Here is a 25,006-nt window from a genome sequence, read left to right on the forward strand (position 1 = left end):
CCGCACTCCACCGTGCCCGCACGCCCACACACGCACACGCAGGCCCAGCCACGCAGGTCCAGCGGAGTCCGGCCGTCCAGGTGCCCACCGCGTTCGCCCAGATAGGGCCGGGAAACGGCGCTTCCTCCTAGCGATATCGAACGCCAGTTCGTATAATGGACCAATGCATCTCGACATGAAAGGCCTACCAGGGTTGTGGCGGCCGCCGATCGTCGAACATGCCGCGACGATGTTCTCGACCACCGACTACGGCGGCGAGGCGCGTTATCTGCTGGCCTGGGGCGATACGGAGGGAGAGCGGTGGGGATTCCTGCTATGGCCCCCGCAGACGCTGAACACCGACGACGGTACCGAGCACATGGGCCAGGCCCGGTGGGTGCGCTGGCAGGACATCCGGCCGGTGACGGGCGAGGATTACAGCACCGTACCGGTGTGCGATCCGATGTGAACCACCTCCTGACGCGCCACTGAGGACATGCGGGCAGCCCGGCCGGGACTCGTACGCCGAGCGGGTCGGGCCTCGCAGAGCGAGCATGTCGAGGCGCGTGGAGCGGATCTGGGCACTCGGGGCGAGCAGATCGCGCGAAAATCGTTCATGCCTGTCGACGACGGGTGAAAACTGACCCCGTGGCGACGCCAGGGGGTCCAGATTCAGCCGTCGTTGACAATGCCGTGGTGGGCACGGCGATGTTCTGCTCGTAAGCGGTGCCGCCGGGAAGGCGGAAGGCTTCATCGGGGCCGGGGCTCTGCGCGTTTTCGCGGCGGGCCGTCTCGGCGGAGTCAGCCGTGAAGGTCTGCCAGCGCCTGGCCTGGCTGTTGAGGAGAGCGACCAGAGGCAGCAGCGGAGTGGCGTCCGATTCAGGGATGCCCAGGTGGTCGGAGAGCTCGCTGCCGAAGGCACGCCACAGCAGGCCGTGGAGGAGGTCGCGGAGTCGGTCCTCGGCCATCAGGGGGTTGGGCGCACCGGCCATGGCGCCGGCCGTGGCGCTGACCATGGCCGCGGTCAGCGCACGTGAGTTGTCGTCCGGCTCAGCGTTCGTCATGTCCAGCAGGTTCTGCAGACAGCGAGCGCTGGCGTGGTCCGTGACGCCCTGGTAGAAGCGTTCGTCGATCCCGAGCAGATAGGCGGTGTAGGACCAGTACTGGTACAGGCTCTTCTGTTCTTCGGCACTCAAATCGATGCCGACTGCCGCGAGGGCTGTGAAGGGAGTGAGCGTGAAGTCCAGCCACGTGCGGGCCATGTCGGTCTGCCCGATGGGAAGGCCCCAGACGGCCGTGTCCCAGCCGTGCTGGAGAGCGGTGGCTCGTATCCGCGCATGCAGCAGTCGGACCTGCGCGGTGCTGATGTAGCCGGGAGCTCCTCGGTGAAGACCTCCGGGCAGCGTGCTCTGACGCCCCCACATCCCGGTCTCGACGAGCCGGCGGGAAGCCATCTTCGTCAGCTGTCCCGTCTGCGCCAGCAGCCGGGCGATGGCGGGCGAGGCATAGGTGTGCACCAGGGCGCTGCTGATCGCGCAGATTTCGAACCACGGCTGAGGCACCGACAGCAGGGCGACCTCACCACGGTCGATCTGCGCGGGATCGATCCAGGAAGGCACCGTCTCCAGCTGCCGCAGCAGTGCCTCGATGGCGCTAGGCGGCTGTTCGCCCAGGCTGGCAAGACCGTCGGCGAGTCCCCGGTTGAGGATGTGGCGGCCTTCCTTGCCCAGCTGGTCGAGTTCGGCGATCACGGCGTCGGCCAGCGGGTCTCCGGCCATGACCATCTGGGCCGCGTGGTCGGCCATCGCACCGTGCCGGTGTCGGGCCTCGTCCAGGTTCACGACTCGCTCGGGGATGACAGCGTTGCGGTGGGTGTGGGACATGCGTCTGCTCTTACTTCCTCTAGGGGGAGCGGCCGGTGGGAGGGGGAAGACTCTCCTCGCCCCTTCGGCAGGTGGCACTTGCCTGGGCTCCAATAAAAGGCGCTGATCAGTGGGGCTGTTGTAAGCCGGGGGCGGGGTGCTCGTGCTGGTCGTCCGGCTGGTCGTGCTGGGGATCTTCTGCCGCGTCGGCGGAGGGTCAGCGGGAGGTGAGGGGGGTTTCGGACTCGACGCGGGTGAGTTTTTCGGGGTTGCGGACGTAGTAGAGGCCCGTGACGCGGGCGTTGTCCACGCGGAAGGCCAGCACGCCGTCGATCACGTCGTCCAGCCGCAGGATGAGTCCGGGGTTGCCGTTGACCGTCGTGGGCTCACTGGTGAAGGTGCCGCCGGCCTTGCCGAGACTGCCGGCCATGTAACTGAGCACCTTGTCGGCGCCGACGACCGGCCGCAGGGCCGCCAGCTTGAGGCCGCCGCCGTCGCTGACGAAGACAACATCCGGGGCGAGTACGTCGAGCAGCCCCTGCAGGTCCCCGGTCACGAGCGCGGACTGGAACGAACTCAACGCGGCCCGGGTTTCTTCCGGGGAGACCGGTGTGGACGGTCGGCGGGCGTCGACGTGCCGGCGTGCGCGGTAGGCGATCTGGCGTGCGGCGGCAGGGCTCTTGCCGATCGCGGCCGCGATGTCGTCGTAGCCGATGTCGAAGACCTCGCGCAGCACGAAGACGGCGCGTTCGGTCGGTGAGAGGGTTTCGAGGATGAACATGAGTGCCAGCGACAGGTTCTCGGACAGTTCGACGTCCTCGGCCACGTCCGGCGCGGTGAGCAGGGGCTCGGGCAGCCAGGGGCCGACGTAGGCCTCCTTGCGCCGTTGGAGGGTCCGTAGCCGGTTGAGTGCTTGCCGGGTCGTGATCCGTACCAGGTATGCGCGCTGGTCCCGCACCTGCGCCAGGTCGACCTTCGCCCACCGCAGCCAGGCCTCCTGGAGGACGTCCTCGGCGTCCGCCGCCGATCCGAGCATCTCGTAGGCGACGGTGAACAGCAGGTCTCGGTGGGCGACGAAGGCTTTGGTCGCGGGGTCGGTGACGTGGTCGTTCATGTCGTGCGCTTCACTCTCTCGTGGTCAGCCCCACATGCCGGAAGCAGACCGTGGAAATGTACCCAGTCCAAAGACGGGGTCGTCGGCGGCGGCCTCCCCACTGATCAGGTCAGGTGGGATGCGCGGGAGGTGGCCTTGCGTGCCCCGGACACCAACTGATTGAGGGTGAACCGGCAGGCGATCTCCTTGACGGGGGCACCAAGCCGCCCGCTGATGTGGAGCGCGTTCGCCCTGTCGTTCAGGTAGGAGAACTGGGTGACGCCCTCGTTTCGGCCGAGGCTGAGGCATTGCCCGGCGAACAGCAACCGGACGGGAGCGGGTGTTTTCCCCGCGATCCGCCGCAGAATCGTGGTGGCGGCCCCCGGGCCCAGCTGTACGGCGGCCTGGCAGCTCATCCGAAATGGCCGGTCCGTCATCGCCGCCGCGTCCCCAGCGGCGACGATGCGCACGTCGTCCACACTGGTCAGCGTCGTGTCGGTGAGCAGGCGGCCTTCGGCGTCGGTGCGCAGCCCGCTGCGGGCGGCCAGGTCCGGGACACGGAATCCCGCGGTCCAGATCGTCACCGCGCTGGGCAACTGGCGGCCGTCGTCGAGCCGTATCGCCTCGCGTGTCACTTCCACCACCCGCGCGCGGGGACCTTCAAGGACGGTCACACCCAGCTCGGCGAGCCGGCGAGCGACCAGGCGGCGGACCCGGGCATGCAGGTAGGGGCCCAGCACATTGCCGCAGACCAGGGTGACCTTGCGACCCAGTTCCGCCAGCTCGGCGGCGGTCTCCAGGCCGGTCGGGCCGGCCCCGACCACGGTCACCGGAGCCGTCGCGGGCGTCGCGGCCAGCGCCGACCGCAGTCGTCGCGCCCCCTCGAGGGTCGACACCGAATGAGCGAACTCCGCCGCTCCGAGCACACCGGGATCGGCGGCGCCGCTGCCCACCGCGTAGACGAGGTAGTCGTAGAAGAGCGTGCCACCGCCCGCCAGCGACACCCGGCGCTCGGCAGCGTCGATCCGGGTCGCGGTGTCGACCACCAGCCGAACGTTCCCGCCCAGAACCTCACCGAAGTCCTCGACCGCGTCATCGGAGCCGGTCAAGAGCTGGTGCAGACGGATCCGCGAGACGAAGTCGGGACGCGGATTGACCAGGGTCACCGACACGCCATCGCGCCGAGCCAGGCGATTGGCCGCCGTCACGCCCCCGTACCCGCCACCGACCACGACCACCGCGACGTTCTCGTTCATCATGTCTCCCTCGTGTTGTGGATTCGACATGAAGACACCAGCCGCGCATCCGGTGTAACAACCCGCGGATGAGACTTGGCGCACAACGGAGGAGACGCGGCGGAAACGCCGCCCCCTTCCGCCGGGAGTGGCGGAACACAGCCCCGACGAGGTCGGGCAAGGGCCGAGGAGTCTCGCGGTAGCGGGCGCGCGGGGCCCAGCCCGCTGTATTCGGCCCGACACGGCCCGGCGGTGGCCGCGCGGGGTCCTTGGCCGCCAGACCAGCCTCGGCTACCTGGCCGATCCCCAGGCCGCCAAGACGCTGCCGCCCCGGCTGCGTAACAGAGAGCTGGTCCAGATCGACGCGCAGGGGGCACCGCAGCGTCACCGGCCGCCTCAAGGAACTCATCAGGAGCCCTGCTCAGGTCAGCGTCGGTCCGGCAGCAGGGGTGATGCCAGAGACATCCTGGAGCCTGGCCGAACGGCCATAGAGGAACGGATGGGCCACGGGTTCCGCAAGATCCTGTCCATGACGCAGATCATCGAGCTGGCCCAGGCCAGCAGCAGCGCGATCACCGTTGAGAACTGGACGGCCTGACATTCCCCTGCCGAGGGACCACAAGGCACCTTGGCTCACCGTTCAATTCTGCGGAGATCCTCCTCGACTCCCTGGCCGCCCAAGTTCGGGGCGTTCGATCGCCTGCATGCGGCGGCTTTGCGCATGCTTCAGGCATCGCGTTCTTCTTCCACCGGTTTGGCGGGGTCGTCCTTGGTCAGGATGGTCTGCTGGCCCTCGCCTGGGTCGGTGTGTTCGCTCGTGTTCGAGTTGTCCGGCTGCCCACTCGCCGCCGTCGTCGGCGGCGCGAGCGGTGTGGTCAGCCGGCCAGGGGGACCTCGACCGGGAGTTGGGGTTGAGCGGGGACGCCCAGGATGTCCTGGACTACGGCGACGAAGGTGTCGGCTTCGGCCAAAAGCTCGTCCGCGTCGGCCGCGCTGACGCCACGGACCATGCCGGCCTCGGCGGCGGCGCGCTTGGCGGCGCTCACCGAGAAGTAGGCGGCCCATTCCGCGAGCTTGGGCTCCGCCTCCGGGAGCAGTTCCCAGGCGCTGCGCAGGCGGCGCCTGCGGCCTTCCATGGGGCGTGGGCGGGCGGCCAGGATCGCCGCCGCAGCTCGTAGGGCTGCCAGGTGCGCTGCCACGTATCGGGATGCCGGGGTGCGAGCGGCTGTCGCCTCCGCCAGGCAGGAATGTGAATCCGTCAGGTGCGCCCTAACTGCGGGCGACAGCCGGGGCCCCTGCGTATCGCTGAGCCTTGGTGCCATCTTGCGCGCCTCCTTGGAGTCATGGCGGCTCCCGGCGTCTCCGCCGGTGAAGTCAAGGTTCGCAGACCCCACCGACAATTCCGCCGGGCTGGCCGGACGAGGAGCTTCCCCGCACCCCGTCCGGCCAGGACGCGCCCACTCGTCTCCGCCGACGACGAGGACACGCCCTTCGCCCTGGAGCCTGATCGCGGGTCTCGCTGGGGGAAGCGAACGGCCCGCGACCAGGTCCTACGACGTGAGCCGCGAGCCTCACGTCACTAGGTCGAACATAATTTCGATCACGCTCGGTGTCAACCTGTTCTACGAACACAGATTCGATCAGCGCGAGGGAGCGCGGACGACATGCCCATTGACGTGCAGCGGGACGAGGTTGGGGGCCAAGGTTGAGGGACCGAGGTTGCGGGACGGGCAGCGCGCTCAAGGACCATCCGGAGGTCTGGGATCAGCGGTCCGCGCCCAACTGGTCGGCGCCTCAGCAGGTCCGCGAAACTGGCGCATCCGCGCTGGGTGTCTGCAACCGAGGGCCGGTGGGGGCGGTGGCCCGGCGCCCGGTGGGCCGGTGGGCGATCCGGCCGGTAAGCGACCGGGCCCGTGGGGCGGGCATCCGGCAGACGGTCAGCCCGATGGATGGTCGGTCGATAGGCGGTCGGCCCAGTAGAGGGTCAGCCCGAAAGACGAGCGCCCCAGAAGACGGTCGCGGCGACGGCGGGGAAGGTTCGGGCTGGGCGAGCCGTAAGACGGCCGGCCAGACCAGTACGACAGAAGGCACCCGCCGTCGACGCGAAGGACCCAGCAAATCGAAATCAGACCACCGAGATGGCGCCTGACGGGCACAGCGTCACGGCGCGGCGGACGGCTTCTTCCAGCTCGGCCGGCGGGGTGGAGTCAAGGACCACCACGGTCCCTTCCTCCTCGCTCTGGTCGAATATCGCCGGCACCGTCAGCGCGCACATGCCCGCGCCGATGCACACCGTCGTGTCTGCCTTGATCTCCATCATTGACCTACCAGGTGACAGGGAGGCGGTGCACACCATAGATGCTCATGTCCGAGCGCATCGGCACCTCCTCCGGTGATATGGCCAAGCGTAGGCCGGGGAAGCGCCGCAAAAGCGCCGGGTAGGCGATGCGCATCTCGGCCCGGGCCAGTTGCTGGCCGAGGCACTGGTGGATGCCGTGGCCGAACGTGAGGTGGCCCGTGGCGGGCCGGGCCAGGTCGAGGACGTCGCCGTCCGGGAAGCGGGACGGGTCGCGGTTGGCCACCGGGAGGTGGATCGTGACCGTGTCGCCGGCCTTGATGAGCCGGCCCTCGATCTCGACGTCGGCCAGCGCGCTCCTGATCGGACCGAGGTCGATGATCGTGAGGTAGCGCAGGAGCTCCTCGACGCCGTTCTCGACCGCGGACGGGTCATCGCGCATGAGGGCGAGCTGGGCGGGGTTGGTGAGCAGCGCGTAGGTGCCGAGGCCGATCATGTTCGCGGTCGTCTCGTGTCCGGCCACCAGCAACAGGAACGCGACGCCCGTGAGCTCCTCGTCGTTCAGCTCGCCGTTCTCGATCAGCCCGCTGAGCAGGTCGTCCTCCGGCTTCGCGCGCTTGCGCTGGATCAGCCCGTACAGGTACGCGGAGATGCGCGTCATCGCGCCTATGGCATCCTTGGCTTTGATCTCCAGGTTGACGAGCACCTTGGTGTCTTCCTGGAACTGCGCCCGGTCCTCGTACGGCACCCCGAGCAGCTCGCAGATCACCAGCGACGGGATGGGCAGCGCGAACTCCTGCACCAGGTCCACCGGCTTGGCCGCGGCCTCCATGGCGTCCAGGCATGCCTCGGCGATCTCGGCGATCCTGAGCTCCAGCTCCTTCATCCTGCGCACGGTGAACTGGCCGGTGAGGAGCTTGCGGTAGCGGGTGTGCTCGGGGGCGTCCAAACGCAGGAAGAACCCGGGCGGCACCCGGGAACCCTGTTCCCTCGCGAACCGCATCCGGGCCGGGGTCGGCTGGTGCATGTGCTCGGGGCGGTTGCTGAAGCGCGCGTCGGCGAGCACGGCGCGGGCGGCGGCGTAGCCGGTCACGATCCAGCCGAGGTGCCCGTCGGCGTAGGTCATGCGGTGGATCGGCGCCTGTTCTCGCAACTCGGCGATTTCGTCAGGCGGATCGAAGGGGCGCTGGCGGGTGTTGGTGAAGGTCAGATCCGACATGGTGTGGCTCCTTTCGCGTGGTCAACTACACCAGAAAACCTCATTCAATGCAAAATTTCAATGCATGAAAATCCCTAAGTTTGGCGGTAGAGTCCCCGGCATGGTGGGACTACGGGAGCGCAAGAAGCAGCGCACACGCCGGGCGCTGATCGAGGCCGCGCTCCGGCTGTTCGACGAGAAGGGCTTCGAGGAGACCACGCTGGCCGAGATCGCGGCCGAGGCCGAGGTGTCGACGCGGACGTTCTTCAGCTACTTCGCCAGCAAGGAGGACGTGCTGTTCTTCGACGGCGCGTCGCGCCTGGCACTGACCGTGGAGATGGTCTCGTCCAGGATGCCCGGCGAGCGGCTGGCCGACCTGCTGCTGCGGCTCGTACGGGCGAGTCTGCAACGGGCCGGCGACGACGACTTGTCGATGATGGAGGCGCCTCTGCGGTTGCGGCTCATCATGACCATCCCCTCCTTGCAGGCACGCGCGCTCCATCTGCTGCTCGACGGCCAGCTCCAGCTGGCGCGGGCACTGGAGGACGCCTTTCCCGATGAGCTCGACCACGTGGACGCGGCGGCGGCCGTGGGCGCGCTGATCGGCGCCACCAAGCTCGCGGCCATCTCCACCATCAACCGGGGCGGGTCGCTGGAGCAGGCGGAGGAGTCGGCCGTGCGCGCCGCCCAGCTCGCCCTGCGCGGCCTTTCATCGATCGGATGACCGATTACACCGAGCGCAGGCGGATCAGGGCGCTGGCGTAGTCGCCCGGAGGCAGGTCCAGCCGCAGGCCCGCCGACATCAGCAGGGCTCCATGGTGCAGTTGCCCGGTGTCCTCGTCGCGGTAGCGGCCCAGCGGGTCGAGCCCGGCCAGGCGGAGCGGCACGAGCGGCGTCCCGTGCGCGACGGGTCCCCGCCAGGCGAGTACGACCGTCCGGTCGCCGTAGGTGTACTGCACGCCGTACTCGAGCCTGTCCTGCCGCCCGAGCTGGACGACGGGCCTGATGTCCTTGTAGACGGCGACCAGCGCGGCGGCCTCGGCCAGCTCGGCCGGGCTCCACTTCAGCAGGTCGCCGCCGAGGCCCAGCGCGCCGGCCATGGCGACGTGGAAGCGGAAGCTGAGCGGGGTGACGCGGCGGGTGAGCGGGTTCGGGCTGTCGGTCACCCAGGCGGCCATCACGCGGGCCGGATAGATCTGGCTGAAGCCGTGCTGGATGGCGATGCGGTCGTGGGCGTCGGTGTTGTCGGAGGTCCACACCTGGTCGGTACGGGCCAGCATGCCCAGGTCGGTACGTCCCCCGCCACCCGCGCACGCCTCGATGCGCAGGTGCGGATGGTCGGCGCGCAGCCGGTCCATGATCGAGTAGACGGCTCGCACGTGGTCGATCCAGAGCCGGTCCTGGTCGGCGGCGCCGGGCCAGCCCGCCTCGGTGAAGGCCCGGTTGAAGTCCCACTTCAGAAAGTCCACGCCGTGCTCGCCGACCAGCCGGTGGAGCCACTTGTGCGCCCAGTCCGCGACGTCGGGCCGGGCGAAGTTGAGGACCAGCTGGTTGCGCAGCAGCGTGCGCGGGCGGCCGGGCATGTGCAGCACCCAGTCGGGGTGGGCGCGGTAGAGGTCGCTGTCGGGGTTGACCATCTCGGGCTCGACCCAGAGGCCGAACCGCATGCCCAGCCCGTGCACCTCGTCGATGAGCGGGGCCAGCCCGTTGGGGAAGCGGTCCGGGTTCGGCCACCAGTCGCCGAGCCCGGCGCTGTCGCCGGTGCGCCCGCCGAACCAGGCGTCGTCCATGACGAACAGCTCCACCCCCGCGCGGGCGGCGAGCGCGGCCAGCTCCTTCTGGTTCGACTCGGCCACCTCGAACCCGACGGCCTCCCAGGCGTTGTAGACCACCGGGCGCAGCTCGTCCGGCTCGGGCAGCACGTACCCGGTGACGTGGTCGTGCCAGCGGCGGCTGGCCCCGCCGAGCCCGTCGGGCGCGTAGACCCCCGCGAACACCGGCGTCACCCACTCCTCCCCCGGCTCCAGCCGCCAGGTGAGGCCCTCGTGGCCGAACCCGCCCGTCCACCCCGCGCTCCCCGACGGGTCGCGGGTGACCGTGATGCGCCAGCTGCCGCTCCAGGCGAGCGCGCAGCTCCACACCTCGCCGTGGCGCTCGCCCGCGTCGCCGCCGTCGACGGTGAGCCACGGGTTGGCGTGGTGACTGCTCAGCCCCCGCCTGCTGGTCAGCGTCGTCTCGCCCACGGTGAGGTCGGTACGGCGCAGCCCGTGCTCGGCGCTCCACCCGCCGACGGCGTGGCTGAGCCGGTACCCGGGCAGCGGCGGAACGCTCCACGCGGCCGAGTCGCATCGCAGGATCGTCACAGGCACCTCTGAGCGCAGCGCGGTCCACCGTTCCACGACGTCGCCGCGCACCCGGTAGTGCAGGTCCACCTCGAACGGCTGGACGGCATCCCGGAAGTGGACCGTCAGGTGTCCCCCGTCGATCGTGTGACCGACATGACGCCAGTCGACTCCCCGGGCCCCGTCCGGGAAGGCGATCTGCAGCGACGGAGTGCCGAAGCGCGCGCCCGCCTCGGTGCCGAGCTCCTCGGCCGGTCCGGCGCCGTCGAAACTGCTCGCGGCGGGTGCCGCCGGGCGGGGCAACGACGCCGCCTGCTCCTGGGTCAGCAGGGGTCCCCAGTGCAGGTGGACGGGGGTATCGTCGGCGTCGAGCCCGAGGACGTAGCTGGCGGTTGAGGTGGGCAGCAGATACGTACGGCTGGCCGCGTCGAAGGTCACCGAAGGCATGTCCCGGAGCCTAGATCGATGGGCCCTTCGAATCAATTCTTAACGAAGTTAATTAGTGTTACGATGCCCATCATGCCTGCACCGCTCACCACTCCCGCGGCGGCCACCGTGTTCACCATGGTCCTGACGCAGGGGCCGGTCTCCCGGGTGGAGATCGCCAGGCGGACGGGGCTGTCGTCCGCCGCCGTCACCAAGGCGGCGCGCCCGTTCATCGAGGCGGGCTATCTGGAAGAGCTGGAGGCCACGGACCGGCCGGGGCCCGGCGCGGGCCGGCCGGCCAGCCCGCTGGCCATCAAGCCGGACCGGGAGTTCTTCACCGGCGTGAAGATCACCGACGACGAGCTCATCGGCGTCGTCACCGACCTGCGCGCCCAGGTGCTCGTCGGCGCGCACCGCCCCCTGACGGCGTCCTCGCCCGAGGACGTGGTGGCGACGCTGGCCGATCTCGTGTCCGAGCTGCTCGCCGCCGACCCGGCCTACCGGCAGCGCTGCCACGCGCTGGGGCTGGCCGTGTCGGGCGATGTGGACAAGGCGCATGGCATGGTGCGCTACTCCCCCTTCCTCAACTGGCGGCAGGTGCCGCTGGCCCGGCTGGCCGCGGAGGCGACGGGGCTGCGGGTCACCGTCGAGAACGACGTCAAGTCCCTCACCGTGGCCGAGCAGTGGTTCGGCGAGGGCATCGGCGCGTCGTCGTTCGCGGTGGTCACGGTGGGGGTGGGCATCGGCTGCGGGCTGGTGGTGAACGACCGGATCGTGGCCGGCTCGCACGGCGTCGCCGGGGAGATCGGGCACGTCCCGGTAGGCGGCGAGGAGCCCGCGTGCCACTGCGGGGGACGCGGCTGCGTCGAGGCGATCGCCGGGACCGCGCCCATCGTGGCCGCGATCCGCGCGGCCACCGGCGACGCGTCGCTGACCATCGACGCGGCCATCGACGCCGCCCACGCGGGCGACGTGGCGGCGCGCGAGGTGTTCGCCAGGGCGGGGCACGCGATCGGGCTGGCCATGGCGGCCATGGCGAACCTCATCGGGCCCGAGCGCATCATCGTGACCGGCGACGTGCAGGGGCTGGCGGCCTACGACCTGTTCGAGGAGCAGATCAGCCGGTCGTTCGCGAGCCAGGCGTTCGGGGCGGCGGCCGACTGCCGGATCTTCCTGCGCCCCCGGCCCTTCGAGCAGTGGGCGCGCGGCGCGGCCTCGGTCGCCATCCAGACCTTCTTCACTCTCCAGGATCGACAGTGACTCAGGAGTGGCAGTGACCGCGACGACCGGGATCTGGCAGCCGCACGACCGCGCTCCGGGCGAGACCCGCGAAGTGCGCCTCCGCGCGGGCGCGACGGAGCTGACAGCGACGGCGGCGGCCGAGCTGACATGGACCGTCACCGAGGACGCCGAGGGCGTTCACGAGGTGCGGATCACTCCGGACCGGCCCGCGGCCGTCCGCGTGGCGTGGCGGGTGCCCTGCGTGGCCGCCACGGCCTTCTGGGCGCCCGACGGCGGCGAGCACAGAGGGCTGCCGCCGTTCTGGCGCAAGCCCCGGGTGGCCGCCCTGGAGAAGAACGCCCCCGTGGGCTGCCTGGTGGGCGCCGGTGACGTGTCGCTGTGCACGTACGCCGTCGGCGAGGTGGTCCGGCCGGTGCACATCCGCACCGGGGTGGTGGAGGAGACCGGCGACTTCGGCTTCTGGGCCGAGCACGACGCCGAGCCCGGCACCGGCCTGGTGCTGCGGCTCGACCTCACTGGACGGCCCTTCGCCCGCACGCTCGCGGACGTGGCCGAGTGGTGGCAGGGCAACGTCCACGAGCCTGCGGACGCGGCCGAGGGGTGGCGCGGCCCGGCGGGAGAGGTGCCCGAGGTGGCACGGATGCCCGCGTACTCGACCTGGTACGCCATGCAGCAGCACGTCGACGCCGCGAGCGTGGAGCGGCAGGCGGGCCCGGCGGCCGAGCTGGGCTGCGAGGCGATCATCGTGGACGACGGCTGGCACAGCGACGACCGCGGGCGCGGTTACGGGCACGTCGGCGAGTGGGAGCCCTCCACCACGTCTTTTCCCGATATTTCCGCACACGTGGCGGCGGTCAAGCAGGCGGGGCTCGCCTACCTGCTCTGGTACGCCCTGCCGTTCGTCGGCCGCCACACCGCGCTCTGGGACCGCGTACAGCCCTACTCGCTGGCCTACAAGGAGCACATGAACGCGGTCATCGTCGACCCGCGCTACCCCTACATCCGCGAGCTCCTCGCCGGCCACCTGACCCGCGCGGTCCAGGAGTGGGGCATGGACGGCCTGAAGATCGACTTCATCGACCAGTTCGCCGTGGAGGACCCGCCCGAGCCGGGGCCCGAGGCCGACTGCGCGACGGTCAACGAGGGCGTGCGCAGACTCCTGGCCATGCTGCCCCGCGACTGCCTGGTGGAGCTGCGCCAGCCGTACGTGAGCCCGGGGCTGTGGCCGTACGCCACGATGGTCCGCGCCTCGGACTGCCCGCTCAGCCCCGCGCACAACCGCCAGCGCACGGTGGACCTGCGCCTGATCGCCGGGCCGCTGGCCGTGCACGCCGACATGCTGATGTGGCACCCGGACGAGACCCCGGAGCGGGTCGCGGCGCAGCTGGTCAACGTGCTGTTCGCGGTCCCGCAGATCTCGGTGGACCTCACCACGCAGACGCCCGGGCAACTGGAGGTGCTGCGGTTCTGGCTGGGCTTCGTCAAGGAGCACGCCGATGTGCTGCAGCGCGGCGCGTTCGAGCCGGCCCGCCCGGACCTGGTCTATCCGCAGGTGACGGCCCGTTCGGCGGGCACGGTGATGACGGCCCGCTACGCGCCGCTGCCGGTGGCGGTCCCGGAGGCGGGCACGTTCTGGCTGGCCAACGCCGACGACTCGGCCGACGTGCTGCTCCAGGTCGGCCGCTCCGGTACGGCCCGCGCCAGGGTCCAGACCTGCCGGGGCCGTACGGTGAACGACACGACGCTGGAGCTGTCGCCCGGCACGCACACGATCACCGTGCCCACCGGCGGGCTGCTCCGGCTGGACCTGGGTTCAGAAGCCGCCTCGTAGCCGGTCGAGGAACTGCGCCTCGTACAGCGAGGGCGGCAGGAGACCCGCCTGGCCGGTGCCCTCGATGTACCCGGCGGGCTGCTGGAAGGGGCCGTCCCCGGTGACCATCCCCAGGCAGCCGATCGCGTAGTTCTGGGCCGTCGGCGGCTTCTGGACGATGAGTCGGCTGGTCGACACGTCGCACCGCCAGGCCACCGAGTGCGCCGCCGACCAGCCGTGCGAGGTGCCGTAGCGGCCCCGGTTGTACAGGCCCAGCGTGTAGTCGTAGTGCGGGTCGATGTCGCGGTGCCCGTCGTACAGCAGGCCCTGGGACCAGCGGCGGTGGCCCTCGCTGGAGTTCAGCGCGTACTCGGCCGTGCCGCGCAGGAACACCACGCCCGACACCGTGCTGTGCCCGTTGGAGACGAAGGCGTGCCGCGACTTGTAGGCGTAGCAGTCACGGAAGAGCACCTGCTGCGAGTAGACATAAGTGTTGAAGTTGTACCGCCTGCTCCCCGTGACGATGCTGACGGGGTCGACGGCCCGGCAGTTCTCGACCGTGGCGCGGGTCGTCTCCTGGGTGGCCACCCCGGCCTGGGTGAAGTGCAGCATCGTGCAGTCGCGCACCCACGAGTCCTCGGTACGCAGCAGCACGACCGCGTTGTAGGCGTGGTCCTCGTCCTGCTCGGGGTCGCCGTGATACTCGATGTCCACGCGCAGCCGCTCGACGCCCACCTGGGTGACGAGGCCGGCCCGGTCCCACTTGTAGACCGACGACTGGGACAGCGCCCGGTTCAGGTGGTTGAACACGGGCACGTCGATCGTCAGCCTGTTGCCGGAGATCTCGCGGATATAGCGGTTGTAGATGATCGGGTGCTCGCCCACCTGCCAGGCCGGGCCCACGTCGTGACCGCCGTAGTCGATGGCCTTGAGCCACCCCTCCGAGCACGGGTGGTGGATCACGATGTTGTCGCCGGGCCGCAGCGACCCGGCGTTCGCCACCTCGAACTCGCGCGCGCCCACCTGCACGAAGTCCGTGGTGATGTCGGTATGGGTACCCGGCACCTCCCCCGCCCAGCCGCCCGCCGACGTGCCGCCGGCCACGATCACGTCGCGGTCCTTGGGGCTGTTGCCGGTGGCCTTGATGATCGTGTTGCCCGCCGGGTCCTCGCCGTCGCCGCTGCCGCGCAGCACCATGCCGTCGGCGCGTACGTACAGGGTTCCGGCGACCGGGTAGAGGCCGGGCAGCAGGAGCAGCGCGCCACGCCGCTCGCGGGGCAGCGCCGCGATCTCGTCGAGGGCCGCCTGGATATGGGCGGTGTTGTCGCCCTCGACCGGCCGGATGGCCTTGACCACCCGCGCCCACGGGATCGGCCGCTCGCCGTTGCGGTATCCGGCGTGACTGAAGTCCGGCAACCGGTTGCCCTCGGCGTCCTGCGCGTAGGTCAGGCGCCCGCGCCGGTCGTAGGAGAGCAGCTTGGACTGCCAGAACGTGCCCGCGGCAGCGGGCTGGATGCCGGTCGCCGCCGCGAGGGCCAGCGCGCCGCCCGCCACGAGTAAACCGCGTCTGCTGAGGTCGTGTGCCATGGGGCCTGACTCCATCCTTGGGGGGTGCTACGGCCCACGCCCAAGCAGGACGTGGGCCGTACGGGCTCAGCTGATGACGATCTTGTCCAGCTCGGGACCCCTGGCCGTCAGGCCGAAGAACCGGATCGTGTTGACCCCGGCCACCAGGTCCACCGGCACGGTCGTGGTCGTCACGGTGTCCTTGGTCCCGGTCATCGGCACCTGGATGGAGTCGGCCCCGTTGACGCTGACCGCGAACGTCTGCGCGCCGTCCACCAGCGCGTGCACGGTCATCCGCCGGGTGCCGGTGGTCTCCGACAGCACGCCCTTGACCACGGCGTAGTCGTAGACGTTGCCGCCGATGAGGATCACCTTCCTGCCGCCCGAGCAGACCGCGCAGTAGGCGGGCTCGGCCGCGCCCTCCCACACGTTGCCCACCCGCTCGGCCTCATAGGCGCCCGGGCTCCGGTCCGGCGCCGGGAGCTTGACCGGCGGCGTCGCCGGGCCGAGCTGCCACGCCTTGAGGTCCTTGACCAGCAGGTACGTCTCCTGCAGCCCGGCGCTCTTGATGCTGCGGTAGATGCCCCACTTGGGCCGGTTGTACTGCTCCTGGGTCCACCACAGGTCGATGTGCTCGATCTTCTGGTCGGCGATCGTCCGGCGGCCGTCCGACAGGGTCCAGCGCATGTAGCCGTCGTCGCTCGACTTGAACTCCAGCGTGGTGGTCACCCACTTGTTCTGGATCGGTTCCAGGTCGGCGGTGGCGAAGTCGTGCGAGGTGTTGTCCGGCAGCGTCCAGTAGCGGGCCGCGATCTTCTGCACGCCCCCGATGACCGGCAGCGAGATCTGCGCGATCGGGGTGCCGACGTCGGAGTTCTTGAGCTGCCAGATGTGGGTGAAGGAGGTGGTCGCGTCGAGGGTGTCCGGGATGTACATGCGGTAGCTGATCCGCCAGGTCTCGTCCTTGCGGATCTCCAGCGGGGCGCCCTTGCCGTCGCGCATGCCGCGTACCTCGTTGCGCATGCGGTCGGAGCCGTCGCGGTCCTCCAGGTGGGCGGTGAAGCGCCAGGCGTCCTTGTCGGTGGAGACGTGCGGCAGGCCCTCGGGGTGGGAGCCGCGCCGGTCGTCCTCCAGCGCCTCGAACGCCTGGACACCGTCCTTCTTGACGCTCGGGTCCCAGCGCAGCTCCCAGCGCGGTGGCCGGGCCGTCTGGGTCTGCGACGGCCCCTCCGACGGGGTGGGGGTGCGCGCCGCCACCGCGGGGGTGGCGGTCGCGATCAGGGCGAGCGTGGCGAGCGCGCCCGCCAGGCGGGCGCCGTACTTCTTCACGGGTTGGGTACCTCGTCGGTGTCGGCCGCGCTGGCGGTCTGCTGTTCGGCGCGCAGGTTTCTGACCAGCAGGTACGTGTTCTGCAGGCCGGAGCTCTTGATGCTGCGGTAGATGCCCCACTTGGGGCGGAGGTAGTCGGTGTCGGCGCGCCAGAGGTCGGTGTTGTCCAGGCGCTTGTCGACCAGCGTCGTCGAGCCGTCCTTGAGCGTCCAGCGCAGGTAGCCGTTGTCGGCGGCCTTGAACTCGAAGGTGGTGTCGAGCCACTTGCCCTGGATGGGGTTCAGGTTGGTGTTGCCGACCTCGTGCGTCTGCTCGTCCTCGTCCCAGTAGCGGACGTTGATCTTCGGGGTGCCGCCCGAGATGGGCAGCGACATCGTGTAGAGGGGCGCGCCGGAGCCGGGCACCTTCATCTGCGCGATGTGGGTGAAGGAGCTGGTCGCGTCGAGCGAGGTCGGGATGTACAGCTGGTAGGAGATGCGCCAGACCTGGTTCTTGAGGATCTTGATGTACGAGCTGCTGCTCGTCCGCATGCCCTTGACCTCGTTGCGCTGCCGGTCGTCGCCGTCGCGGTCCTGGGTGTGCATGTCGAAGCGGTAGGCGTCGCCGGAGACGTAGATGTGGGTGACGCCGGAGTGGGAGTCGGAGCGGTCGTCCTCGATGCCCTCGAAGGCCTGGGCGACCGTCTGACTGGCCGGGTTGGGGTTCCAGCGCTGCGTCCAGACGGCCGCGGCGGTGGAGGTCGAGGCGGAGGCGGGTATCGCCGATAAAGAGACGAGGGTGACGGCGGCGAGGGTGCCGCTCAGGCGCTTGATCATGAGGTCTGTCTCCTCAGATGGAGGGTGAACCCGCCGTTGGGGGATACGGCGAGGTCGAGCTTGCCCCCGGCCGATACCGTCGCCGTCTCGGCGAGGATGCCGTCGTCGGGGGCGTCCCGGTAGATCTCGGCCGTCCACTCCCCTTCGTCCAGGAAGTCGAGCGGCACGGTGAGCGTGCGGGCCTCGCCCGACACGCCCGCGCCGACGTACCATTCGCCGCCGCTCCTCCTGGCCAGCAGGATGTGGTCGGCGGGGTCGCCGGACAGCAGCCGCGTGTCGTCCCATGCGGTGGGGACGCCGGACAGCAGCCGCAGCGCCTCGGGCCTGGCCTCGTAGGCCTCGATGCCGTCGGCGAAGTGCTGGACGCCCGATTCGAAGATCACGGATAGCGCGAGCTCGAATCCGGCGGAGATGGTGCGGACCGCGGTGAACGTGCACGGGGTGAAGTCCATCGGGCCCTGCACGTTGCGGGTGAACGCGAGCGACAGGTAGTGCGCGGGCGGGTAGAGCGGCAGTTTGCCGGGCTTCGGCTTGATCCACTCGGCGCCCTTGACCGCCTCCGCGGTCATGAACTGCGGCCAGGTGCGCTCGGTGCCGCGCGGGATCGTGCCGCCGTGGAAGACGACCATGAGCTTCAGCCGGGCGGTGGCGGCCAGGATGGCGTCGAACCAGCGCATCCGGTCCTGGCCGTCGGACTCGGTGAAGTCGATCTTCACGCCGACGGCGCCCCACTCCTTCCAGAGCGCGAGCTTCTCGCGGTGCTCCAGCTCGGTGTCGACGTGCTGCCAGTGCGACCAGAGCCAGACGCCGACGTTCCTGGCCGCGGCGTAGGCGATCAGCTCGGGCATCCACTGCTTGTTCCAGCCGGCGTCGGCCAGCACGTACGGCCAGCCGTGCGCGGCGGCGAAGTCGACCCAGCGCTTCTGCTCCTCCAGATCACGGGTGGAGGGGCCGTCGGACCACCACGACCAGGCCGCCGCGCCGGGCCGGATCCACGAGGTGTCCGCCACCTCCGAGGGCGCCGCCAGGCTGGTCACCAGGTCGCTGGCGACGATCGTGGCCAGCTCACCGATGATCATCGTGCGCCACGGGGTGACGAGCGGGCTGGCCGCCGTCACGTAGGGGTCGGGCAGGTCGAGGCGGAAGGCGTGGCCGTCGAAGCGCAGCCGGGTGCCCGCGTAGCCGCTGTCCAGGTTCGACTCGGTCACCAGCAGCCAGGTGTCGCCGATCTGGAAGAGCGACGGGTAGCCGTACAGGATGGGCTCGGCGTCGGCGACCGGGCCGTGCCGGTGGATCTCCTCGTAGTCGCAGCGCCCGTTCTCGTACGGCAGGAGCACCGCACGGGCCTCCCTCGGCACCACATACTCCGAAATTTCGTCAATTACCGTCACCGGTCCGGTCCACGGCACCACGTACCGGTAGGCCACGCCGTGGCCGCCGATCCGCACCTCCAGGTGGAGCCGGTGCGCGCCCTTGGTGAACGACAGCGTCCACTCCTTGGCCGCGTACAGGTGCTCGCGCCGCTTGCCGGTCACCGTCTCATAGGACTCCGTCACCTGCCTGGACGACATCCCGTCGAAGGCCAGGCCGGTGCTCAGGTCCTCGTGCGCGGCCCGCAGGCCCAGCCTGGACGGCCGCACCACCACCCGGCCGTCGCGCCGCACCTCCAGGGTCGGCTCGCCATCGGCCGAGAGCGCGATCGCGACTTCCAGGTCTTCGTCACTGAGCGTCCATTGCGACACAGGGCCTCCAAGCAGAGATAGGAGGAGTGAGCCGAACTCATCGGCAACCCGCTCGGGCCCGCCGGCTCGAGCAGGGCGGCCGACGCCGACCCCACTGAGCTCCTCACAACGTGCCTGAGCCTAGGTTGCAAGCGCTTGCAATTCAATTCTTGACGAAGTTAATTACCAGGTCTACGGTACGGCCATGCCTCGCGCATCGGACGATGACGGATCCACACATCGGATCTCTCCCGCTCGGCTGGCCGAATTCCAGCGCCGGACGTGGCGATAGCAGTGATCGAGCTCTTTCTCTGAAAGGCCCACCCCCCATGGAGATGAACCGGCGCCAGATGCTGGCCCTCGCGGTGGCCGCGGCGACCGTGCCCATGCTGTCCGCCTGCGCGGGCGACACCCGTCAGCAGCGGCAGGCCGCGGCGCCCACGAAATCCGGCGTGCCGACGCTGGACCCGAACCGGCCCGGCAACGACACCTGGCCGTTCGAGGAGGCCGAGCAGCTCAACAACGCGCTGAAATGGCCGACGACCCAGGTGGCCGACCCGGCGTCGAAGGTGACGCTGACGGTGGCGATCACCGCGGACGTGATCGCCGAAGTACGCAACGCGCAGTTCGACTTCTTCTTCCACAAGCGCCACCCGAACATCGAGATCAAGCGCGAGACCTCGCAGTTCGACTCCTACCTCACCAAGTACATGGCCCAGGCGGCGGGCGGCTCCATGCCCGACGTGATGTACACGCACTACAGCTGGGCCCAGAACTTCATCGCCAACGACATCTTCCAGCCGCTGGACGAGTTCATCGCCAAGACGCCCGAGTTCGACAAGCAGGACCTGCCGGTGAACGCGCTCGGCTACTACGAGCGTGACGGCAAGCTGTTCGGCCTGCCGACGGACATGGCGCCCAAGCTGCTCTTCTACAACAAGGACGTCTTCGACAAGGCCGGCGAGAAGTACCCCGACGAGTCGTGGACCGTCGAGAAGATGATGGAGGTCGCCAGGAAGCTCACCAGCGGCTCCGGCGCCGAGAAGGTCTACGGCTTCACCCCGATGCTGCTGCCCGAGCCCGACATCACGCCGCGCGCCCTGGCGCAGTACGGCGGGCGCTACCTGAACGCCGACGAGTCGGTCTCCATGATCTCCCAGCCGGAGGCGCAGAAGGTCTTCGGCATGTGGCTCGACCTGCTCAACAAGGACAAGGCCGTACCGAGCCTGGCCGAGCTCAACCAGGTGCTGGAGAAGGTGGAGCCGTTCAAGGTCGGGCACGCGGCGATGACGATCAACGGCGCGTGGATCCTGACCGAGTTGGCCAAGCAGACGGCGTTCAAGTGGGGCGTCGCTCCCACGCCCAAGGGCCCGAAGGGCCGCTTCACGCCGGTCATCGGCAGCGCCCTGGCCATGTACGCCAAGTCACCGCAGAAGGACGCGGCCTGGATCTACCTCAACGAGTACCTCTCCTCGACCGGGCAGCAGTTCCGCCGCATCAGCGCCCCGGCCCGACAGTCGGCCTGGGAGCCGAACGCCGAGGCGCTCGGCATCCCCAAGGACGTCGTCGAGACCGTCAAGAGCGCCATGAAGGAGTACGGCACCGGCGACGGCGTGCTCAAGCTGCCCGCCAACAAGAAGGTCGTCGAGACGGCCAAGCCCATCTGGGAGCGGGTCATGATCGGCAAGACCGATCTGGCGAGCGGTCTGAAGGAGATCACCGACAAGATCACCCCGCTGCTGGCCGAGAACAAGATCGCATGAGCGCTGTCGCCGCCGTCTTCTCGCGGCGCGGCCAGAGCACACTGGCCCGCCGCGAGGCCCGGCGCTTCCATCTGTTCGTCTCGCCGTGGGTAATCGGGTTCGTCTTCTTCAGCGGCGGGCCGATCCTCGCCTCGATCGCGATCAGCTTCACCGACTGGAACCTGCTGCGCAGCCCCACCTGGGCGGGCCTGGCCAACTACCAGAAGATGGTCAACGACCCGGAGTTCTGGGACTCGATCGTCAACACGTTCTACTACGGCCTGGGCGCGGTGGTGCTGGGCGTCGTCTTCACCTTCGCGCTGGCGCTGCTGCTCAACCAGCCGCTGCGCTTCCAGGGGTTGTTCCGCACGGTGATGTACCTGCCGTCGGTGGTGTCGGGTGTGGCGACCGCGCTGCTGTGGCTGAACATCCTGCATCCCGACTTCGGCCTGATCAACAAGCTGCTGGCGATGATCGGCATCTCGGGCCCGCCGTGGCTCGGCTCGACGGAGTGGGCGATGCCGGCCCTCATCCTGATGAGCGTCTGGGGCGCGGGCAACACCATCGTCATCTACCTGGCCGGCCTGCAGGGCATCCCGGCCACGCTGTACGAGGCCGCGGAGATCGACGGCGCCGGCTGGTGGCGCAGGTTCTGGAGCGTCACGGTGCCGATGATGTCGCCGGTGATCTTCTTCAACGTGGTGACGGGCTTCATCGCGAGCATCCAGGCGTACACGCTGATCCTCATCATGACCGAGGGCGGCCCGGCCAACTCCACCATGGTGCTCGGGCTCTACATCTACCGGCAGGCGTTCGTGTTCTTCGACATGGGCTACGCCGCCGCGCTGTCCTGGGCCATGTTCCTGATCGTCATCATCGTCACCCTGATCCAGTTCGGCCTGGCCAGGCGCTGGGTCCACTACGAGTTCAACTGATCTTTCGAGAGGAGGGCCGGGATGCTGGTCGAGACGAAGGCCGCCCCCGACATCCGGCGGCCGGGGCGCGCCGCCATGACCGCCGGTCAGGCCGAGCGCATCAGACGGGCCCAGCGGGTGGGCGCGTACGTGCTGCTCATCGCGGCCACCGGCGTGTTCCTGCTGCCGTTCCTCTGGATGGTGACGACGTCGCTGAAGTCGGACGCGGAGAACCTGGCCTTCCCGCCCCAGTTCCTGCCTGACGCCTTCCATTTCGAGAACTACACCCGAGGCTGGAGCGGGAACCTGCCCTTCACCCGGTTCCTGCTCAACACCGTCCTGATCACCGCCCTGTCGATGGCCGGCAACCTGATCTCGTGCGTCCTGCCCGCCTACGCCTTCGCCAGGATGCGGGCCCGGCTCGGCGCCTTCCTGTTCGCGCTCATGCTGGGCACGATGATGATCCCGCGCGAGATCACGCTGGTCCCGAAGTACATCCTGTTCGCCAAGCTGGGCTGGGTGGACACCTACCTGCCGCTGATCGTGCCGGAGTTCTTCGGGGTGGCGCTGTACATCTTCCTGCTGCGCCAGTTCTTCACCACGATCCCGCAGGAGCTCATCGACGCGGCCCGGATCGACGGCGCGTCGGAGTGGCGGATCCTGTGGAAGATCATGCTTCCGCTGTCGAAGCCGGCGCTGGCCGCGATCATGCTGTTCTCGTTCGTCGGCAACTGGAACCAGTATCTGGAGTCGGTGATCTACCTGCGGACCACCGAGAAGTTCACCATCCCGCTGGGCCTCGGGATGTTCTCCGGCCAGTACGCCACTCAGTACAACCAGATGATGGCCGTCTCGATCATCGCGATGATGCCGATTGTCGTACTGTTCTTCATTGCCCAGAAAACGTTCATCCGGGGCGTGACGCTGACCGGAATAGCGGGAAGGTGAGCTGTTGAACTACGAACGCCAGCCGTACAGGAGATGTGGCCGCAGCGGTCTGCGACTGCCCGCGGTCTCGCTGGGCCTGTGGCACAACTTCGGCGGCGGCAAGCCGCTGGACAGCCAGCGGGCGATCCTGCACAAGGCGCTCGACCTTGGCATCACCCATTTCGACATCGCCGACAGGTACGGCCCGCCGCTCGGGGCCGCCGAGTCGACGTTCGGCACGATCTTCCGTCAGGACCTGCGTGGCCACCGCGACGAGATCGTGGTCACCACCAAGGGCAGCAACCCCATGTGGGACGGCCCCTACGGCAAGGGCAACTCACGCAAGCACCTGCTGGCCACGCTCGACCGCTCGCTGGACCGGCTCGGCCTGGACTTCGTGGACATCTTCTACCTGCACCGCGACGACGAGGAGACGCCGCTGGAAGAGCAGGTGAGCACGCTCGACCACATGGTGCGCACCGGCCGCGTCCTCTACGCCGGGGTCTCCAACTTCTCCCCCGAGCGTACGGCGGCGGCCGCCCGGCTGATGCGCGAGCTCGGCACCCCGCTGGTGGTGCACCAGCCGGTGTACTCGATGGTCAGGCGGGGCATCGAGGAGTCGCTGCTGGGCGTGCTGGAGCAGGAGGGCATGGGCTGCGTCGTCTACTCGCCGCTGGCGCAGGGCCTGCTGACCGACCGCTACCTGAACGGCATCCCGGCGGACTCGCGGGCGGCCGAGGGCCGCTTCCTCACGGCCGACCGGGTGACGCCGGAGATGCTGGCCTTCGTCCGCGCCCTGGGCGAGCTCGCCTCGGCCCGCGGGCAGTCGGTGGCCCAGCTGGCGCTGGCCTGGGCCCTGCGGGACCCGCGTATCACGTCGGTCCTCGTGGGCGCGTCGAGCCCCGAGCAGCTGGCGGCGAACGTCGCGGCCGTCGACCGGCTCGACTTTACCGACGACGAACTGTCCCAGATCGACCGAGCCGCCAAGGAAGCGGGTGTCGATGCGTAGCAGGCTTCATCTGGCGCCGGCGTGATAGCCCTTCCCAGGGTGGGCCTGGGCGGCGGACCCCTTGGGAACTACCTCCATCCCATCTCCGACGCCCAGGCCCAGGCCGTCATCGACACAGCCTGGGCGGCCGGGGTCCGCTACTTCGACACCGCCCCGTTCTACGGCTTCGGCCTGGCCGAGCAGCGCCTGGGCAAGGCGTTGCGCGACCGCCCCCGGTCGGAGTACCTCCTGTCGACCAAGGTCGGCCGCCTGGTCCGGCCCGGCGCCAACGGGTCGCCCGGGGCGGGCATCTTCGCGGTGCCCGACGATCGGCACGTCGAGTGGGATTTCACCCGCGACGGCGTCCTGCGCAGCGTCTCGGACTCCCTGGAGCGCCTCGGCCTGGACCGGATCGACATCCTGCTCATCCACGACCCTGACCACCACTGGCCGCAGGCCCTGGACGAGGCCTACCCCGCCCTGGCGGACCTGCGCGCTCAGGGTGTGGTGCGCGCGATCGGCGTCGGCATGAACCAGTCGCGGATGCTCGTCGACTTCGTCAAGCGCGCCGACCCGGACCTCCTGCTCGCCGCCAACCAGTGCACGCTGCTGCGCCGGTCGGCGTTCGAGGAGCTGTTGCCCCTGTGCCGGGAGCGCGCCATCCCCGTCGTCGCGGCCAGCCTGCTGCACCGCGGCGAGCTGGCCGGCCCGTCGGCCGACGCCTCCGAGGAGGTGCGGCGGATCGCGGCGGCGTGTCAGGAGCACGAGGTCCCGATCACGGCCGCTGCCCTGCAGTTCCCGTTCCGGCATCCCGCGGTGCACTCGATCCTGGTCGGCGCCCACGAACCAGACCAGGTCACCGCCAACCTGGCCGCCCTGCGCCATTCCATACCCGACGCCCTGTGGCAGGACCTGGGACCTAGCTGATCGGTTCCTTGTAGACGAGCAGGTAGCGCCAGAACAGCAGGCGGCGGATCGAGGCTCCGGGCAGCAGCGTCGCCGCCTCGGCGGTGATCTCCGGCAGCGTCATCATGGCCTTGGCGACCACCATCTCGGTGGGAGCCTCCTCCTGCGGCCGGGTCGCCGAAAGGAGCCGCGCGACCGCGTTCACCGGCGCCGCGCACAGGCTGACCGCGTAGTCCGCGGGCGTGCTCTCCCGATAGCAGCCGAGGATCGCGAGCACCCCACCGGGCGCGAGCGATCCGCGTAACCGGCTGACCGTCTCGAAGGGCACATGGTGGATGCTGGCCAGGCACGAGACGAAGTCGTACTTTCCGCGCGGCAGCTCCGCCACCGCGATGTCGGCCTGCTCATACCGGACGGGACCCGGGATCGAGCGGGCCGCCTCGACGGCCTCGGCGGAGGAGTCGACCGCGTCGACCACCAGCCCCCGCGCGGCCAGCCGCCGCGCGAACAGCCCGGTCCCGCAGCCCACGTCCAGGGCGGTCCCGGCGCCCTCGGGGATCTGCTTGAGTAGAAGCGGATGATAGTGGTCATTGTGACTGAACGACATGACACGCA

The 25,006-nt window shown here is 69.6% G+C and carries 21 protein-coding genes; 9 read left to right on the forward strand and 12 right to left on the reverse strand.

The window, feature by feature from the left end:
* Positions 1-163 precede the first annotated feature (163 nt).
* A complete protein-coding gene (locus AB0L53_RS02565) occupies positions 164-448 on the forward strand; it encodes a hypothetical protein (RefSeq protein ID WP_363989210.1) in 285 nt (94 codons plus the stop codon).
* A 145-nt stretch (positions 449-593) separates the two neighbouring features.
* Here AB0L53_RS02565 and AB0L53_RS02570 read toward each other — a convergent pair whose 3' ends face one another.
* From AB0L53_RS02570 to AB0L53_RS02595, 6 genes are all read right to left on the reverse strand, one after another.
* Positions 594-1,862 carry an oxygenase MpaB family protein gene (locus AB0L53_RS02570; RefSeq protein ID WP_363989212.1) on the reverse strand — a complete coding sequence of 423 codons (1,269 nt, stop codon included), beginning with the start codon at positions 1,860-1,862 and terminating at the stop codon, positions 594-596.
* 196 nt (positions 1,863-2,058) lie between these two features.
* On the reverse strand, positions 2,059-2,955 hold the full coding sequence (locus tag AB0L53_RS02575; protein ID WP_363989214.1) for an RNA polymerase sigma-70 factor: 897 nt from the start codon (positions 2,953-2,955) through the stop codon (positions 2,059-2,061).
* A 104-nt stretch (positions 2,956-3,059) separates the two neighbouring features.
* Positions 3,060-4,193, reverse strand: a complete 1,134-nt coding sequence (locus tag AB0L53_RS02580) for an FAD-dependent oxidoreductase (protein WP_363989217.1) — start codon at positions 4,191-4,193, stop codon at positions 3,060-3,062.
* A gap of 851 nt (positions 4,194-5,044) precedes the next feature.
* Complete coding sequence (locus AB0L53_RS02585) at positions 5,045-5,491, reverse strand: SAV_6107 family HEPN domain-containing protein (RefSeq protein WP_225298648.1); 447 nt, start codon at positions 5,489-5,491, stop codon at positions 5,045-5,047.
* An 803-nt stretch (positions 5,492-6,294) separates the two neighbouring features.
* On the reverse strand, positions 6,295-6,486 hold the full coding sequence (locus AB0L53_RS02590) for a ferredoxin (protein ID WP_357946339.1): 192 nt from the start codon (positions 6,484-6,486) through the stop codon (positions 6,295-6,297).
* Between the two features lie 7 nt (positions 6,487-6,493).
* Positions 6,494-7,684, reverse strand: coding sequence for a cytochrome P450 (locus AB0L53_RS02595; RefSeq protein WP_363989220.1), 1,191 nt, complete (start codon positions 7,682-7,684; stop codon positions 6,494-6,496).
* A gap of 100 nt (positions 7,685-7,784) precedes the next feature.
* Here AB0L53_RS02595 and AB0L53_RS02600 point away from each other — a divergent pair, with 100 nt between their 5' ends.
* Positions 7,785-8,387 carry a helix-turn-helix domain-containing protein gene (locus AB0L53_RS02600; RefSeq protein ID WP_363989223.1) on the forward strand — a complete coding sequence of 201 codons (603 nt, stop codon included), beginning with the start codon at positions 7,785-7,787 and terminating at the stop codon, positions 8,385-8,387.
* A 4-nt stretch (positions 8,388-8,391) separates the two neighbouring features.
* Here AB0L53_RS02600 and AB0L53_RS02605 read toward each other — a convergent pair whose 3' ends face one another.
* On the reverse strand, positions 8,392-10,452 hold the full coding sequence (locus tag AB0L53_RS02605; RefSeq protein WP_363989226.1) for an alpha-galactosidase: 2,061 nt from the start codon (positions 10,450-10,452) through the stop codon (positions 8,392-8,394).
* Between the two features lie 72 nt (positions 10,453-10,524).
* Here AB0L53_RS02605 and AB0L53_RS02610 point away from each other — a divergent pair, with 72 nt between their 5' ends.
* Together AB0L53_RS02610 and AB0L53_RS02615 are read left to right on the forward strand one after the other, a co-directional pair.
* Positions 10,525-11,691, forward strand: a complete 1,167-nt coding sequence (locus AB0L53_RS02610; protein WP_363989229.1) for an ROK family transcriptional regulator — start codon at positions 10,525-10,527, stop codon at positions 11,689-11,691.
* Between the two features lie 13 nt (positions 11,692-11,704).
* On the forward strand, positions 11,705-13,504 hold the full coding sequence (locus AB0L53_RS02615; protein ID WP_363989232.1) for a glycoside hydrolase family 36 protein: 1,800 nt from the start codon (positions 11,705-11,707) through the stop codon (positions 13,502-13,504).
* On the opposite strand, the gene AB0L53_RS02620 is transcribed toward AB0L53_RS02615, so the two are convergent.
* The 4 genes from AB0L53_RS02620 to AB0L53_RS02635 form a co-directional block, all read right to left on the reverse strand.
* Entirely contained in the window at positions 13,487-15,070 is a 1,584-nt protein-coding gene (locus tag AB0L53_RS02620) for a hypothetical protein (RefSeq protein WP_363989235.1), read from the reverse strand. The two genes, AB0L53_RS02615 and AB0L53_RS02620, sit on opposite strands and share 18 nt — an antisense overlap.
* Before the next feature lie 66 nt (positions 15,071-15,136).
* Entirely contained in the window at positions 15,137-16,378 is a 1,242-nt protein-coding gene (locus tag AB0L53_RS02625) for a hypothetical protein (RefSeq protein WP_363989238.1), read from the reverse strand.
* Positions 16,375-17,193, reverse strand: coding sequence for a hypothetical protein (locus tag AB0L53_RS02630; protein ID WP_363989241.1), 819 nt, complete (start codon positions 17,191-17,193; stop codon positions 16,375-16,377). Before AB0L53_RS02630 ends, AB0L53_RS02625 begins: the two co-directional genes overlap by 4 nt.
* A complete protein-coding gene (locus tag AB0L53_RS02635) occupies positions 17,190-18,935 on the reverse strand; it encodes a glycoside hydrolase family 97 catalytic domain-containing protein (RefSeq protein ID WP_363989243.1) in 1,746 nt (581 codons plus the stop codon). The genes AB0L53_RS02630 and AB0L53_RS02635 overlap by 4 nt, the downstream gene beginning before the upstream one ends.
* A 314-nt stretch (positions 18,936-19,249) precedes the next feature.
* Between AB0L53_RS02635 and AB0L53_RS02640 the strand changes: the two genes are divergently transcribed.
* Genes AB0L53_RS02640 through AB0L53_RS02660 form a run of 5 tightly spaced genes read left to right on the forward strand, consistent with a single transcriptional unit; the run spans position 19,250 to position 24,412 of the window.
* Positions 19,250-20,677, forward strand: coding sequence for a sugar ABC transporter substrate-binding protein (locus tag AB0L53_RS02640; RefSeq protein WP_363989246.1), 1,428 nt, complete (start codon positions 19,250-19,252; stop codon positions 20,675-20,677).
* Positions 20,674-21,591, forward strand: coding sequence for a sugar ABC transporter permease (locus tag AB0L53_RS02645; protein WP_363989249.1), 918 nt, complete (start codon positions 20,674-20,676; stop codon positions 21,589-21,591). Before AB0L53_RS02640 ends, AB0L53_RS02645 begins: the two co-directional genes overlap by 4 nt.
* Before the next feature lie 21 nt (positions 21,592-21,612).
* Positions 21,613-22,518, forward strand: coding sequence for a carbohydrate ABC transporter permease (locus AB0L53_RS02650; protein WP_363989251.1), 906 nt, complete (start codon positions 21,613-21,615; stop codon positions 22,516-22,518).
* Positions 22,519-22,522: 4 nt separating this feature from the next.
* Positions 22,523-23,506 carry an aldo/keto reductase gene (locus tag AB0L53_RS02655; RefSeq protein WP_363989254.1) on the forward strand — a complete coding sequence of 328 codons (984 nt, stop codon included), beginning with the start codon at positions 22,523-22,525 and terminating at the stop codon, positions 23,504-23,506.
* A 21-nt stretch (positions 23,507-23,527) separates the two neighbouring features.
* Positions 23,528-24,412 carry an aldo/keto reductase gene (locus AB0L53_RS02660; protein WP_363989257.1) on the forward strand — a complete coding sequence of 295 codons (885 nt, stop codon included), beginning with the start codon at positions 23,528-23,530 and terminating at the stop codon, positions 24,410-24,412.
* On the opposite strand, the gene AB0L53_RS02665 is transcribed toward AB0L53_RS02660, so the two are convergent.
* A complete protein-coding gene (locus tag AB0L53_RS02665; RefSeq protein WP_363989260.1) occupies positions 24,405-24,998 on the reverse strand; it encodes a class I SAM-dependent methyltransferase in 594 nt (197 codons plus the stop codon). The two genes, AB0L53_RS02660 and AB0L53_RS02665, sit on opposite strands and share 8 nt — an antisense overlap.
* Between the last annotated feature and the right edge of the window lie 8 nt (positions 24,999-25,006).

Source organism: Nonomuraea sp. NPDC052129 (assembly GCF_040680095.1).
GTDB lineage: Bacteria > Actinomycetota > Actinomycetes > Streptosporangiales > Streptosporangiaceae > Nonomuraea.

What these genes read in the sequence shown, in the direction of transcription:
- AB0L53_RS02565 (WP_363989210.1), top strand. Translation starts at nt 164, where the DNA reads ATGCATCTCGACATGAAAGGCCTACCAGGGTTGTGGCGGCCGCCGATC.
- AB0L53_RS02570 (WP_363989212.1), bottom strand. Translation starts at nt 1,862, where the DNA reads ATGTCCCACACCCACCGCAACGCTGTCATCCCCGAGCGAGTCGTGAAC.
- AB0L53_RS02575 (WP_363989214.1), bottom strand. Translation starts at nt 2,955, where the DNA reads ATGAACGACCACGTCACCGACCCCGCGACCAAAGCCTTCGTCGCCCAC.
- AB0L53_RS02580 (WP_363989217.1), bottom strand. Translation starts at nt 4,193, where the DNA reads ATGATGAACGAGAACGTCGCGGTGGTCGTGGTCGGTGGCGGGTACGGG.
- AB0L53_RS02585 (WP_225298648.1), bottom strand. Translation starts at nt 5,491, where the DNA reads ATGGCACCAAGGCTCAGCGATACGCAGGGGCCCCGGCTGTCGCCCGCA.
- AB0L53_RS02590 (WP_357946339.1), bottom strand. Translation starts at nt 6,486, where the DNA reads ATGGAGATCAAGGCAGACACGACGGTGTGCATCGGCGCGGGCATGTGC.
- AB0L53_RS02595 (WP_363989220.1), bottom strand. Translation starts at nt 7,684, where the DNA reads ATGTCGGATCTGACCTTCACCAACACCCGCCAGCGCCCCTTCGATCCG.
- AB0L53_RS02600 (WP_363989223.1), top strand. Translation starts at nt 7,785, where the DNA reads ATGGTGGGACTACGGGAGCGCAAGAAGCAGCGCACACGCCGGGCGCTG.
- AB0L53_RS02605 (WP_363989226.1), bottom strand. Translation starts at nt 10,452, where the DNA reads ATGCCTTCGGTGACCTTCGACGCGGCCAGCCGTACGTATCTGCTGCCC.
- AB0L53_RS02610 (WP_363989229.1), top strand. Translation starts at nt 10,525, where the DNA reads ATGCCTGCACCGCTCACCACTCCCGCGGCGGCCACCGTGTTCACCATG.
- AB0L53_RS02620 (WP_363989235.1), bottom strand. Translation starts at nt 15,070, where the DNA reads ATGGCACACGACCTCAGCAGACGCGGTTTACTCGTGGCGGGCGGCGCG.
- AB0L53_RS02630 (WP_363989241.1), bottom strand. Translation starts at nt 17,193, where the DNA reads ATGATCAAGCGCCTGAGCGGCACCCTCGCCGCCGTCACCCTCGTCTCT.
- AB0L53_RS02640 (WP_363989246.1), top strand. Translation starts at nt 19,250, where the DNA reads ATGAACCGGCGCCAGATGCTGGCCCTCGCGGTGGCCGCGGCGACCGTG.
- AB0L53_RS02645 (WP_363989249.1), top strand. Translation starts at nt 20,674, where the DNA reads ATGAGCGCTGTCGCCGCCGTCTTCTCGCGGCGCGGCCAGAGCACACTG.
- AB0L53_RS02650 (WP_363989251.1), top strand. Translation starts at nt 21,613, where the DNA reads ATGCTGGTCGAGACGAAGGCCGCCCCCGACATCCGGCGGCCGGGGCGC.
- AB0L53_RS02665 (WP_363989260.1), bottom strand. Translation starts at nt 24,998, where the DNA reads ATGTCGTTCAGTCACAATGACCACTATCATCCGCTTCTACTCAAGCAG.